Genomic DNA, 12,024 nt, shown 5'->3' with positions numbered 1-12,024 from the left:
GGGGACCCGGTGGCGGATCTAATCCCGGTCGATGTGCCGGCTAGCCCAGCCAACGCCGAAATGTGGGTAGCCGTCTCAAGTTCCTTGATGAGAATGTGCTTCCGTTACTTCCGAAGTGATGTATCGGCGCTTCTCTGCAAGCGCCGTCAGCTAGCTAAAGGTTCTACCGTGCGGTGATCATCGGCAAGCCCCGAACTCGAGCAGCAAGCAGGCGCATTGCCCAGACTTCGATCGCAAAGAGCCGCGGCAAAGCAGCTTGGTTCAACCAGCTATACTAATCTTTTAGTGCTTTCACGATGCTGGCTTATGGCCCGCTAACCGCAGAGCGGTCAGTTGGCGGTGCCTTCTGGATCGCCTCCCGTTTCAGATGAAGGATTGACCTGTTGCGCACAGACTCTTTTGCGACCATGGCAAGGATCGCTTTTCTGCTTACCTTGGCCGGTGTTCTCCTGCTCGCGCTTTCGCCGGTGCGCTTCCTGCAGGAGTTGGACATGGGCTTCACCTTCCACCATGACAAGCTCAACCACGCCGCGGCGTTCGCTGCGTTGGCGGCACTCGGAAGCCTCGGCTGGCCGGAACACAAGACGAGGCTGGTCGTGCTCCTCGCCATTACCGGCGCGGCGATCGAGCTTCTTCAGGGCGCGCAGCTGATCGCGCGCGACATGGATATCCTCGACTGGGTCGCCGACTGCGCCGGCATGGCCTGTGGGCTGGCGGAGATCGGCGGCACAAGAAGGCTCATTGGCGGATCGCTATAGCCCTGGACCGCGTTGCTCGCTGTCCGCAAAATTGTCCGTGAATACACCGGCCGCGCCGGATAACGCGGTGTCCGGCCGCGCAGCTTAGATTTCCCACCGCCAGCACCGAACCCCCTTCCAGCCTCGCTCATGCGGGGCTTTTTTTATGGAGCAAGCCCTCATGTCCCGACCTGCAACTGCCGCCGTTCGTCTCCTGACCGGCGAACGCGAACCCGTGCGCCTCGCAACCACGGCCGACATCCTCCTGCACGGCCTGCAGGCCATCGACGGCGTGCCGGCCGAAATCGGCGACCGCGTGCTGGTCAAGGACCAGGCCGACCCGACGCAGAACGGCATCTACACGGCGAGCGCAGGCGAATGGTTCCGTGCCGCCGACGCCCGCACGACGCGCACCCTGCAGAAGGGCACGACCGTTCACACCCAGATCGGGTCGGTCAATGCCGACCGCGTGTTCGAATTCACGGCCGACGAGCCGGCCGTCGGCGCCGATGCCATCACCATCGCCGCATCCGTTCCGCCCGACATCGCCGACGTGGTCGAAGAGGTCGAAGCGCTGCGCGATGAAACCCAGGCCTTGAAGGATGCTGCGGAAACCAGCGCCGGCCAGGCATCGGCCAGCGCAGCCGCTTCCGCCGCGAATGCCGGCCAAACCACGGCGGACCGGGCTGCCACCAATTCCGATGCCGTCGCCGCCGCGGCGGCCGTCGTCAGCGCCCAGGCCGCACGCGACGCTTCGCTCTACGGCAAAGGCATTTTCCCGACGACTGGGGCGGCAATCGGCTTCGGCATCGTCGGCAACGGTCCGATCACGGCAGGCTCGGGCGGCGCCAATGGCACGTTCGACCTGGCGTTTACCGGCGGCACCGGTTCGGGCGCCGCCGGCCGCTTCGTGGTGGCGGGCGGGGCGCTGACGCAGATACTGATCACGGCGCCGGGCTCCTACACGGTGGCGCCGACGCTCAGCTTTGTGGCGTCGGCAGGGCTGGCCGGCGCAGCGGCGGTGGCGGTGCTTGGCAGGAATGTCGATGTCGGCGAGTATTTTTGGACGGAGGTCAGCGCCGGCATTGTGGGGCTGTACAGCGTCGGGGCAGGCCCGATTGCCGTCGACACCGGCATTCGCGCGTCACCGGCGGAAATTGCCCTGATCAGCTCACGGACTGTGGGGCCAGTCCCAATCACTGGTTCTGTCGGCGGCACGGTCGTTGCCAACGACAACGTCTTTTTCTGGCCAGGGTCGCTGTCGGCTGTCGATGAATATCTGTCGACGCTGGAGCTTGGATTTGGCGCCGTGCCGGGGACAGCACATATCGTCTTAGCCCACGTTGAGGCCGACGGGACGCTTAGCCTGGTTTCCGAGCAGACGATATCCGCTCCAGCCGGCCCGTCGTCAGTTGTTTCGGGGCTCGCGATCCTGAAGCCTGCCGGCAGTGTCATGGGCGTCCAACGCACTGGTGCTGGCAGCTGGTACTACACTGCCGGGGCAATTCCGAACGGCGAAGTCGAGTGGTTCACAGGGGCAATTCCTGGGTCGCACATGGTCAAGACTATAAGCGCGATAAATGGTCCACAATGGAGGGCAACCTTTAGCGGCGAAGTAGCCGGCAAAGCACGCGCGGCTGCGGCGGCACTTGCCGGCATTAATCAGGCGATCGGCACCACGCAGATGATCGGATGGCCAACGCTGGTCAACACGGGGACGGATACACCGGCTAGCTACAGCGTCATCCCTGAAATCCCGTCTTCAGTCAGTGGCTACATCACTGAAGTTAATGTCGGAGCCGCAGCCAACGGCGCTGCCAAGATCCACGTTGTTGATATTGCGGCTGGCCCCACCGTCAATGTGATTAGCACCACGCCCGTCGACTTGTTGAATGGCGTCGCCAAGCTATCGCTCGGCATTCCGATTGCGGTCGGGCAATATCCAGCGATCAGTGGTGGCGGCTACAAATATCAGGCGAACAGTAATCCGCTCGGCATTCGAGCGTGGGTGAAATCGGGAGCACTGTCGAATGGCGCAGCCGTCATCGAGCAAGGGGCGCACCGTTTCGAGGTTTCATTCACGATCAAGACTGGCATCATCGCCGATGTCTCGCGCGCCTTAAATCCGCCAACGACCAATGGGGCGGCGGCCGCCGGCATCGGCTTGTTGAAGGATGCCGATCACACCGGCGTCTCTGACGCCACCGCAATTTTTGCGGCCGCCGCGGCGCAGCATCCGCAACCCTATGTCGATCACGGCAGTTTCGCGCTGACTGCAATGCCCGCAACCGGCGATGGATTTTGGGGACCCGGAAAGCCATCTGTCGGCGGGCGCCGGTTCTTCATCCCAAGTCGGCCGTCGCTGCAGAATCTGTACGATGGCTTTCGGGCGAAGATGGCGGAACACATCGCCAACAATGACGTGCTTTGTCTGATCGCGGACAGCATCGGTCTTTGGGCGCTTGCCAGCGATGGGCCGAAGCACTGGTTCAACCATGTCACCAGTTTCGCCAACATCGGCATCGCTGCCGACGAGCCGGGCATGACCGCTTTGCGGCCCTCTTCCAGCTATACGCCGGCTTTCTATGGCGTCACGGCTGCTGGAACCGTCTCGACCGGAACGCGCGGGCCGATCGGCGAAAGCATCATCTTGGCGGCCGGCGCGTCTCTCACGTTCACCGGCGCCTATGAACAGGTCGACGTGCACTATACTCAGGACGCCGGCCAGGGCTCGCTTGCCTTCGCCTTTAACGGTGGCGCGGCCTACAAGACGGTCAATGCTGCCGGGGCTCTGGTGCTTGACCAGTTTTCTGGACCGTCGCTTACCGGGCAGGCCGCGAGTGGCAATTACACTCTTACAACGGTTGGCGGGCCGGTCGAGATCACCGGGCTTATCCGGCTTGGCATAAAGGCAACTGCTTCGCGCGCACGTTTGCGCACGCTGCGCGCGGCACATGGGAGCTTTACCTTCTCGTCCTACAATACGGCGCGTCTTACCTCTGCCATTGTTCAATGTGGTTATGCCGGTGGCAAGATCGTGCCGGTTCTGGCGCTCGGCATCAACGATAGCTTTGGCACTGCGCCATCGTCCATTTCGTCCACCATCGCGACGATCCTCAACACGCTGGAAGCGGCCTTGGCTCCCCGCATCATCGTGATGCCGCCCACGCGGCCATCGGCGGCATGGGATGCAAGCTACACGTCAGGCCGTACCTACGATGCCGCCCTCGGCGCAATCCGTCAGGCCTATAGGTCCCGCAATGTGCTGAGCATCCCGATTGATGGGTTCGACTATATTAGCTCGGGCAACTACCAAGAGGGTTTGCATTTCAACGATGCCGGCCATGACGGCAACGCGCAGCGCTTCATCGAACACGTCGCGGAAAGGGGATAACTAGTCGACACTGGACGCGGTTCGTGGGTTATGGCAGGGTTTCCCCGAAGGGGAGCCCAGTGCCATGGCCAACGCCGACAGCATTATTGCGATATACGATGACTACTATGCCGGCGACAAGGTGCACGCGAAACGCGAGATTGCTTCTGTTCAGTCAGTCGACCACGTCGAAGACTTTGTCCAAGGCGAAATCTTCGACACGATACTCGATATCGGCGGCGGCGAAGGCGCCGTGCTGGACAAACTCAACAAGCGTGGGATCGGAAAGACCTTGGCGGTGGTCGAGATTTCTTCTTCGGGTATCGAGGCGATCAACTCGCGGAAAATTCCCAATCTCAAAAGCGTCTTGCGTTTTGACGGATATCACATCCCCCATCCCGACAAGTCCTTCGACCTGGGATTGGCAATCCACGTGGTCGAGCATGTCGAGCACGAACGGATGTTTCTGAGGGAGGCGGCTCGGGTTTGCAAGAAGCTCTATATCGAAGTGCCTTTGGAACATACGCGAGATCTTAGCAAAGCCATTCGGATGTCGGGGCCGTTTGGGCATATCAACTTCTACACGATCCAGACGTTTGAAAACCTTCTCAAAACATCCGGGCTAAAGGTCGAACGGCTAAAGGCTTTTGGCCAAAGCTTGCCCTATGAGCAGTATCTGGCGGGCCGCTCAAAAGGTTGGCTAAAGCACCAAATCCGAACGGGGTCGTTGAAAATCGCACCCAAAACCGCGATGCGCAGCATGGCCTACATGGCTGGGGCACTATGCTCGACCAGCTGATGGATTTTTCGCGCCAATAGGTTTTGCTGGATTGCCCCCGACCATAGTCAAGGGGGGCACGTCTTTGGTCACTACAGATCCCGCACCGACGACAGCCCCTCTGCCGATCGTCACACCTTTGAGAATGATAACATTGAAGCCGATGAAGACGTTGTCTTCAATTTTCACCGGCGCCATTGTGATATTCGTCCAGTCCTTCTTGCCCTGATGCCAGTCAGCGACGTCAGCCGTCCGATTTTGCCATGCTGTTGCATGGGAGTTGTGGTCAACAATCGTTGTCCCCCAACTTATGATCACGTCATTCCCGATCTCGATGCGGTCTGCTGCCACTAGATGGCTCTTGCCGATGTAGGTTCCATTTCCGATAACGATCTGCGCGTCAGGCCGGTCGAACGAAAAATACGAGCTTAAGATGCAACGTTCGCCGATGGAGTGACGGCCGCGCCGAGCGGTGTGTACGCTGCGCAGGTCCATCTTCGTGCCGGCACCGGCCTTGATGCCGGCTAAGCGCTGCAAGAACGGTGGCACGAAACGCATTTATTGGTTTTGCCCGAAACGAGATAGCGATGTGCGACCGGTCTGGATTATCTAAATCGCGCTGTCAACCAATGAGCACTGTCAAGCGAGAGTGCAAGCATCCAGCGCAGCGGGAAAGTAGCGAGTTCACAAGGCAAGATCTTCGCCGTCACCGAAACTGCGTCCGCCGCCGCCAGCGGCTAGCGCCTGCTGTCCTGCGGCTTCTCGTGAGATTCCTGGCCTTTCGACCACCAGACAAAATACAGCGAGCCCATCTTCATCACGGGAACGCGGCGGTCGCGTTCCCGGGCTCGCAACTCACGATAGGTCTTCATCTTCAGAGTGCCGCCCGGCAACCTGATACGCACTGCCATCGGTCCAACTCCCGTTGTGCAACGCAGCAATTGTGTGCAATGCGGTAAGTAGAGACCTTCCGTTACGGAAGAGTCAACAGCAGCACCATCAACTTATTTTGCGAGCTGGCCGGCGCAGGCTTCGCGGTGCCGGGCGGGCAGGCGCATGCCCGGGCGACGGAGCTTCATCCTGGCGACTGTTCGTCAATCAGGCGCTGGCGGTTCGACCACCAGGTGAAATAGACGCGGCCGAGCCTGACGACGGGTATGCGGCGGGCGCGTTCGCGATCGCGCAATTCGCGATACACTTTCACCTTCAGCGTGCCGCCAGGCATCCTGATACGCACCGCCATCGATTCCGCCACCCCATTGTGCAATGCAGCACCAGAGACCTTCCGTGGCGGAAGAGTCAACGCCTGCCCGCTGACTATTTTTGGGATTTGGCGAGCGGTCCTGGAGGTTTGGCGCGCGCAGGGCGGTTCCTGATCCTGCACGAAGGCGCCAGCGCCCGGTCGGGGATCGTCTGGTGTGCGGGCTATTTCCTGGGCGGGAGTTTCTTGGGCGAGGATGGGCGATCGGACACGCTGCTCGGCCACCAGATGACGAAGTAATTGCCGACCTGCCAAACCGGCACCTCGCACTTCTGCTCGCGACGCCGCAGCTCGTCGTTTTTCTTGATCTTCAAAGTTCCGCCTGGAAGCCTGATTCTTATCGTCACGTGTCCTCCCACACCCGCTACAGGTACGAACGATATACGCGAACAGTTTCATCCGGCTAAGCAATTTCATCCAGGCCGAGCAATTTCGGGCCGGTAGACGCAGCGCGCCGGACCGGCGCGAGATCGCCGGAACCGGCTCTATTTGAAGAAATCCGCAATGCCGTTGATGGCCAGCACCGCATAGACGATCGGTCCGGCGATAAACGCACAATAGAGGCAGAGGATCGCCGCCAGCACCAGCAGCAGCGGCTTGTCGCGACCGACGGCGCGGAGCTCGGACCTCACCGACCAGCGCGCCGCAGCGGTTTGTTCATCATCAGGCATGTGCACCATCCCGCGCCCATTTCACACGGCGGGTCGAAAACATCAACCTTCCTTGCCACATCGGCACGCGCTGCCGCCCAATTCTGCTTTGCCGCCACGCATCCGTTTTTCAACCTCAAAACCTGCCCACAAGGGCGGAAAGGACTGCCCATGGACCTTTCATTCAAGGGCGCCGCGAGGCGCCTCGATGACATAGACTTGCCGAAACTCGGCGCCCGGATCGGCGTCGGCGAGGACGAGATCCACGCGTTCCTCGATGTTGAAACCAGCGGGCACGGCTTCGACGCCGTTGGCCGGCCGGTCATCCTGTTCGAACCGCACGTCTTCTACCGCAACCTGTCGGGTGCCAAGCGGGCAAAAGCGGTAGCCGCCGGCCTCGCCTATCCGAAATGGGGCGAGAAGCCCTATCCAAGGGATAGCTACCCACGGCTCAGGGCAGCTTGTGCGATCGACGAAACCGCGGCGCTCAAATCCGCCTCATGGGGCTTGGGCCAGGTTCTCGGCGAGAATTTCAAAGCCGCCGGCTTTCCTACCGTGCAGGCGATGGTCGAGGCGATGATGGCGGACGAGGCGCTGCAGCTCGGCGCAGCGATCGATTTCATCGTCGAGAAGCGGCTCGACGACAATTTGCGCAATCACGACTGGGCGGGATTCGCCAAGGGCTACAACGGCTCCGGCTATCGCAAGAACTCCTACGACACCAGGCTTGCCGAGGCCTATCGCAAATGGTCGCGCATCAAGGACACGCCGTGGCCGTCTGCCGGTCCGGTGTCATCGGCGGTCGTCCCCGCAGCTCCGCCAGAGTCAGCAAAACCGATTGCCGTTCTACCGCCGGCCGCCGCGCCCTCTGCGCCTCCCGTGGCTGTCGCCAAGCCCGGCTTCTGGGCAGCGCTGATCGCCGCCGTCCTGAAACTATCAGCCATCCTCAAACTGTTTGGAAGGAAATGACATGTGGACCCGGATCAAGAGCTTTTTCTGCGACAGCGAGACAATATTCTGGGCGCGGTTTCAGGCGGCCATCGGCGTCATCGCGAGCATCGTCACCTATGTCGACCCGCAGGTTCTTTCGCCGATCATTCCGGGGGAATGGTTCCCCTGGTTTCTTGTGGTCAACGGCGTTTTGACCGAGTTCCTGCGCCGCCGCCGCGCGGAGGATTTGTGATGGCCGCACTCCTCGCCATTCTCAGCGCCATCATCGGCAACAAGCTCGTCATGACGGTATTCGCCGCTGTGGCCGGCGGCATCGGCCTTTATGTTGCGGGCGGCATCAACCGGGCGAAGAAGGAGGCGGCCAAACAGGCCGAGGCAAAAGTCGCGGCCGGAGAAGATCGCCTCGAAATGAACCGCGAGGCCGCCGCAGAAGAGCGCAAGGCCGCCGGCATGACCGATGCGGCAGCACGAGCGGAGGCTGGGAAATGGGCAAAGCGCTGATCCTCTGCCTGGTGCTCGCCGGCTGCACGACAACCGCGCCGGCCGGCAATCCGCGCCAGGTCTGGTGCGACCACAACCAGCCGCGCCGGCCATCGGCGGCCATCGTCGCCGCCGTGACCCGGCCCGAGCTCGACGAGATGAACGCCTTCAACGGGCAGGGTGCCAGATGGTGTGGGTGGACGCCATGATGCATGAGCTGCTCGACGTTCTGGGCATCAAGGCGCCGGTGCTGGTCGCCGGCCTTTCCGGCGGTATTTTGCGGGCTTTGTCGCGTCATCGCTACAAGGTCCGCGAAATGGTGGCCTCGCCGATCTGCGGCGCGCTGGCGGCGGCCTATCTGACGCTGCCGGTCGTGCATTATTTCCGCGCCGCCGGCCTGCCCATTCCTTCTCCGGACGACGACACCGCGACGCTCGCCGCCGCGTTCCTCATCGGCGTCTCGGCGATGTGGATCTCGGATATCGTCTTCGAGGTGATCGTGCGCCGGTTCGGGCCGGTGAAGGAGGAGTAAGCCGCCCAAGCCTGACAAAAGAGTGATGTTCATTTGAGCCCGCCGCGTCGAAAGGTGCGGCGGGCTTTTTGCATTTTCCCTGGCATTCTGTACGATCTTTCCTTCGCGACAGGGCGGCTCGATCCGACGCCTGCCAGACCAAGATGCGCGTTAGGCTTCACGGGAGATGGTGTCATGCTTGCCAGAGTCCTGACACAAGCGGCAGTCCTGACAGCGGGGGCGCTTCTGTTTGCCGCGACGGCCGACGCCCGGCCGGACAGCCGCGCGATGACATGCGAACAGACGCAGCTTCTGATCCAGAGGCATCGCTCGGTGGTGCTCACCACCGGCCAGAACACCTACGACCGTTACGTCCGCCAATTCGGCAATGAATGCGACTGGCCGCAGGTGCCGCGCGCCGCGTATATCAAGACGGGTGACGGTCAATGTCTGGTCTATCGCTGCCAGGAGCCGGTCTTCGACCTCCCGAATTGAAAGCAGGGGCTTTTTCATCCGGCCGCCGACGCGGACAGCGAGGGCAGTGCGAAAGGCGGTGGCTCATTCTTCGTCGAAAGGACCACCTTCACGTGCGAGATCGCGTGAAATAACGCGTTCATCGGTATCGTCCGGCAAGGCCTCGTCGCTTTCCTGGTAAGCGTTGTCGTCATCCTCCTCCGGCAGTTCGCCGTCTTTCTCGACGTCGTAACGGATGTCGCCGTTTTGCGGCACGCCGTCTGGGAGAATTCTCCCACTCCGGATGGCATCCCAGTCCTGCTGCTGGATGGTCGGGCTCTCCGTCTCGTCGTCGGTTCGTTCTTTCCTGCGCGGTTCCATCGCTGGTTCTCCATAATGTCGGCGGCCCTGAACTGGCTCAGTGGTTGAACTCATAAGTCTGGCGGCCGGTTCCCGGCCCACTGCGGTCCGGGCGCATTGCCGCACGACGGAACCAATCGCGCCTGCCTGGCTTCACAAGTCAGACGATCCTGGCGCGAAAGGAGCTCGACATGAGACCGCTCATTTTCTTGCCGTACATGCTAGGCGCGCTGGTGCTGGCGGTGCCGGCATCCGCGCAGCCGGGCGAACAGTCGCAATTCGACCGCTGCAAGGTCGAGCCGCCGGACAAGAACAGCCAGCAGCAGCAGCCGGCCGGCAACAATTTGTCCGATATGCTCGAGCCATGCGGTGGGGTGCTGAACCCGCCGCCAACGGGCGATCAGGGCATGGCGGCGCCGCCGCCGGATGAGGGTAGGACCCCGGTGATCAAGCCCGGCGATGTGCCGCCACAGCCGCCCAAGCAGTAGCCGCTTCATTTGCTGCCACAGGGGCTGCCCATGGGGCTGCGACGGGCGGTAACGCCGCGCCGTTCGAGCCGGCAGGTTTGTTGCAGTCGCCTACGAACATTAGCTTGTCCTAAATGTTGTTTTAGACGCAGCCGATATCACCCCCTCCGGTATCGCTGCTGATCGGGAAACCGATCGGCCCGCGTCTTGCGACGCGGGCCACCGCAGTTCATCCGCAGTCCATTCGCCGCACCGCACGGGCACTTCACCGCTATTCGATTAGCCGCCACTTACGGAACAACAAGGTGGCCTGGGCGTTTGCCTAGAGGGTTCGCCGCTTCGACCGGAATGCCGCGTCGCAACCGTAAAGGCGAGGCCCGTAACAACAGGAGTAGACGATGAAAATCCACCTTGTTCCTGCTGCGGCGGGATTGGTGTTGCTCGCCGGCGTCGGCGTGGCCACCGCAGACCAGGTGATTGTCACGCCCGAACAGCAGACGGTCATCCGCGAATACGTCCACAAGCACCCGTTGGCGTCGATCAATCTTCTGGGGGTGGAGCTCAATATCGGTTCCACGTTGCCCGATACGGTCGAGCTGCAACCGATCGATGTTCCCGACGTGCAATACAGATACGTCGTCGTCGACGGTCGCACCGTGCTCGTCGACCCCGGCACGCGCAGGATCGTGCACGTCATCGAGTGACCGGCGTTCCCAAACCGCGAACCGGATTTGGAAAGGTCACGGTCTAAATTATCAAAAGAGCTCCATCCCGAAGGATCGGGATGGAGCCGCTGTCGTCTCGAAACAAGGAAAGGAGCCATTCCCATGCTGCCGCATGTCGAGCCGACCAACGTGGCCGCAGCCGTCGACAAACTGCTTGCTGAACGAGGCGATGGCCTGCTGTCGATGAAGGCAGCGATTGCGCTGTTGCGCGAACGCACTGGAACGGAGCGCTCGGACGCCGATCTTGAAGGGCTGATCATCAAGAAGGCGGCGCTCCTCGGCGTTGCTGTCCTGTGTGACAGAGAGGCTCAATAACGGTGCCTGCCGCTCAAGACGCGGGTCGAAATTTCGGCTAGAACAAAGTTGCTTACGCATGAACCGAGCCGACGGAGGCAACAGTGACGGACAGGCAGGAACGGATTCGCCAGCGGGCACACGCGATCTGGGAACAGGCAGGCAGGCCCGACGGGGCGCATCAGCAGCATTGGGATCAGGCTACCGCCGAGATCGACGCAGAAACCGCCGCGCAGGAGACCGCCAGCCGGCCGAAGCCGAAAGCACGCCAGCCTAAGCCGACGCCGGCCGCCAAAGAGGGAACCAAACCCAAGGCGCGACCGCGCAAAGCGTGAACTCGAGCGGATTTGATTGCATCGCTGGATCTCGTGGTTCGGTTGGCCCATCGTAAGGCGGGACCAGTCCTAACCAGTCCCGCTGCCGCCCACCCGCGATGGTAAGCCGGATTGTCGTGGCTTACTACTTACCGCAATTGTTGTCGTTGACAGTCGGGGAAACCGTCCCGGCAGGCTTGTTGGACGCATCGGGTTGGGCACCTTGCGGGGTTGCAGGGCAGTTTTGATCCGCATTGGAGTTCATGGCACCCGTCGTGCCCATCGTGCTGCTGGTCGTGCCAAGGTCGATGCCATTCGGCTTGGGCTGGACGACGATGCTCTTCTCACTGCCAGGCGCATTGTTGTCCGAGCCGGCATTCTGGGCCATCGCCGCGGTCGCCAGACCGGCTGCAAGTATGGAGGCTGTCAGGATTTTCGTAAGCATGTTGATCTCCATCATTCGGTTGTCGTCGCATGGCGACTGCAGAGAAAACAATGCGGGCGACGGAAATGTTCCGGCAAAAATGGCGCAGCACGGTGAAGCAAACACGCGCATGGTGGACCTTCTCGGCCCGTTTTCTATTGCGTCGTGTCGGATTGATGTAGTCGTTTTCAGATTTAAGAATTCGCCTTATTTCGATCGCTGACCGTTGCGGCGACGTTCGTCTAT

20 protein-coding genes are annotated in these 12,024 nt (G+C 61.4%); 13 read left to right on the top strand and 7 right to left on the bottom strand.

All coding sequences use genetic code 11. The features are described 5' to 3' along the window. The first annotated feature begins 383 nt into the window (after nucleotides 1–383). From NKH37_RS12725 to NKH37_RS12715, 3 genes are all read left to right on the top strand, one after another. Nucleotides 384–758, top strand: coding sequence for a hypothetical protein (locus NKH37_RS12725; protein WP_353003501.1), 375 nt, complete (start codon nucleotides 384–386; stop codon nucleotides 756–758). A 160-nt stretch (nucleotides 759–918) separates the two neighbouring features. Continuing rightward, the gene (locus NKH37_RS12720; RefSeq protein WP_353003499.1) at nucleotides 919–4,131 is read left to right on the top strand and encodes an SGNH/GDSL hydrolase family protein; all 3,213 of its coding nucleotides are present in this window, start codon (nucleotides 919–921) and stop codon (nucleotides 4,129–4,131) included. A 64-nt stretch (nucleotides 4,132–4,195) separates the two neighbouring features. Continuing rightward, nucleotides 4,196–4,909 carry a class I SAM-dependent methyltransferase gene (locus tag NKH37_RS12715; RefSeq protein ID WP_352964444.1) on the top strand — a complete coding sequence of 238 codons (714 nt, stop codon included), beginning with the start codon at nucleotides 4,196–4,198 and terminating at the stop codon, nucleotides 4,907–4,909. Here the strand turns inward: NKH37_RS12715 and NKH37_RS12710 are convergent. The 5 genes from NKH37_RS12710 to NKH37_RS12690 all read right to left on the bottom strand — a co-directional run bounded on the left by NKH37_RS12710 (nucleotide 4,892) and on the right by NKH37_RS12690 (nucleotide 6,820). Then, on the bottom strand, nucleotides 4,892–5,446 hold the full coding sequence (locus NKH37_RS12710) for an acyltransferase (protein WP_352964447.1): 555 nt from the start codon (nucleotides 5,444–5,446) through the stop codon (nucleotides 4,892–4,894). The genes NKH37_RS12715 and NKH37_RS12710 overlap by 18 nt on opposite strands. A 179-nt stretch (nucleotides 5,447–5,625) precedes the next feature. Continuing rightward, nucleotides 5,626–5,799 (bottom strand): hypothetical protein, encoded by a 174-nt coding sequence (locus tag NKH37_RS12705; RefSeq protein WP_352788670.1) that lies wholly within the window; start codon nucleotides 5,797–5,799, stop codon nucleotides 5,626–5,628. A gap of 164 nt (nucleotides 5,800–5,963) precedes the next feature. Next, nucleotides 5,964–6,131 (bottom strand): hypothetical protein, encoded by a 168-nt coding sequence (locus NKH37_RS12700; RefSeq protein ID WP_352549019.1) that lies wholly within the window; start codon nucleotides 6,129–6,131, stop codon nucleotides 5,964–5,966. 182 nt (nucleotides 6,132–6,313) lie between these two features. Continuing rightward, complete coding sequence (locus NKH37_RS12695; protein WP_353041062.1) at nucleotides 6,314–6,463, bottom strand: hypothetical protein; 150 nt, start codon at nucleotides 6,461–6,463, stop codon at nucleotides 6,314–6,316. 171 nt (nucleotides 6,464–6,634) lie between these two features. Then, complete coding sequence (locus NKH37_RS12690) at nucleotides 6,635–6,820, bottom strand: hypothetical protein (protein WP_353003496.1); 186 nt, start codon at nucleotides 6,818–6,820, stop codon at nucleotides 6,635–6,637. A 150-nt stretch (nucleotides 6,821–6,970) separates the two neighbouring features. Here NKH37_RS12690 and NKH37_RS12685 point away from each other — a divergent pair, with 150 nt between their 5' ends. From NKH37_RS12685 to NKH37_RS12660, 6 genes are all read left to right on the top strand, one after another. Next, nucleotides 6,971–7,768, top strand: a complete 798-nt coding sequence (locus NKH37_RS12685; protein WP_352964453.1) for an N-acetylmuramidase family protein — start codon at nucleotides 6,971–6,973, stop codon at nucleotides 7,766–7,768. Between the two features lies 1 nt (nucleotide 7,769). Beyond that, the gene (locus NKH37_RS12680) at nucleotides 7,770–7,982 is read left to right on the top strand and encodes a hypothetical protein (RefSeq protein WP_352788666.1); all 213 of its coding nucleotides are present in this window, start codon (nucleotides 7,770–7,772) and stop codon (nucleotides 7,980–7,982) included. After that, nucleotides 7,982–8,251 (top strand): hypothetical protein, encoded by a 270-nt coding sequence (locus tag NKH37_RS12675; protein ID WP_353003494.1) that lies wholly within the window; start codon nucleotides 7,982–7,984, stop codon nucleotides 8,249–8,251. The genes NKH37_RS12680 and NKH37_RS12675 overlap by 1 nt, the downstream gene beginning before the upstream one ends. Further along, nucleotides 8,236–8,439 carry a hypothetical protein gene (locus NKH37_RS12670; protein ID WP_023723036.1) on the top strand — a complete coding sequence of 68 codons (204 nt, stop codon included), beginning with the start codon at nucleotides 8,236–8,238 and terminating at the stop codon, nucleotides 8,437–8,439. The genes NKH37_RS12675 and NKH37_RS12670 overlap by 16 nt, the downstream gene beginning before the upstream one ends. After that, complete coding sequence (locus NKH37_RS12665; RefSeq protein WP_353003735.1) at nucleotides 8,439–8,762, top strand: hypothetical protein; 324 nt, start codon at nucleotides 8,439–8,441, stop codon at nucleotides 8,760–8,762. Before NKH37_RS12670 ends, NKH37_RS12665 begins: the two co-directional genes overlap by 1 nt. Before the next feature lie 174 nt (nucleotides 8,763–8,936). After that, nucleotides 8,937–9,236 (top strand): hypothetical protein, encoded by a 300-nt coding sequence (locus NKH37_RS12660; RefSeq protein ID WP_353003492.1) that lies wholly within the window; start codon nucleotides 8,937–8,939, stop codon nucleotides 9,234–9,236. A gap of 63 nt (nucleotides 9,237–9,299) precedes the next feature. On the opposite strand, the gene NKH37_RS12655 is transcribed toward NKH37_RS12660, so the two are convergent. Beyond that, a complete protein-coding gene (locus tag NKH37_RS12655) occupies nucleotides 9,300–9,575 on the bottom strand; it encodes a hypothetical protein (protein ID WP_023723033.1) in 276 nt (91 codons plus the stop codon). A gap of 170 nt (nucleotides 9,576–9,745) precedes the next feature. Here NKH37_RS12655 and NKH37_RS12650 point away from each other — a divergent pair, with 170 nt between their 5' ends. From NKH37_RS12650 to NKH37_RS12635, 4 genes are all read left to right on the top strand, one after another. After that, nucleotides 9,746–10,042, top strand: a complete 297-nt coding sequence (locus NKH37_RS12650) for a hypothetical protein (RefSeq protein ID WP_352481617.1) — start codon at nucleotides 9,746–9,748, stop codon at nucleotides 10,040–10,042. 377 nt (nucleotides 10,043–10,419) lie between these two features. After that, a complete protein-coding gene (locus NKH37_RS12645) occupies nucleotides 10,420–10,725 on the top strand; it encodes a DUF1236 domain-containing protein (protein WP_031195423.1) in 306 nt (101 codons plus the stop codon). Between the two features lie 123 nt (nucleotides 10,726–10,848). Then, the gene (locus NKH37_RS12640; RefSeq protein WP_352524156.1) at nucleotides 10,849–11,061 is read left to right on the top strand and encodes a hypothetical protein; all 213 of its coding nucleotides are present in this window, start codon (nucleotides 10,849–10,851) and stop codon (nucleotides 11,059–11,061) included. Between the two features lie 83 nt (nucleotides 11,062–11,144). Then, nucleotides 11,145–11,375 (top strand): DUF2934 domain-containing protein, encoded by a 231-nt coding sequence (locus NKH37_RS12635; protein WP_352589766.1) that lies wholly within the window; start codon nucleotides 11,145–11,147, stop codon nucleotides 11,373–11,375. A 124-nt stretch (nucleotides 11,376–11,499) separates the two neighbouring features. Here NKH37_RS12635 and NKH37_RS12630 read toward each other — a convergent pair whose 3' ends face one another. Beyond that, nucleotides 11,500–11,910, bottom strand: coding sequence for a hypothetical protein (locus tag NKH37_RS12630; protein WP_353003490.1), 411 nt, complete (start codon nucleotides 11,908–11,910; stop codon nucleotides 11,500–11,502). Between the last annotated feature and the right edge of the window lie 114 nt (nucleotides 11,911–12,024).

It is taken from the genome of Mesorhizobium sp. M1217 (genome assembly GCF_040318275.1).
Taxonomy (GTDB): domain Bacteria; phylum Pseudomonadota; class Alphaproteobacteria; order Rhizobiales; family Rhizobiaceae; genus Mesorhizobium.
This window is presented reverse-complemented; position numbering and strand designations above follow the sequence as displayed.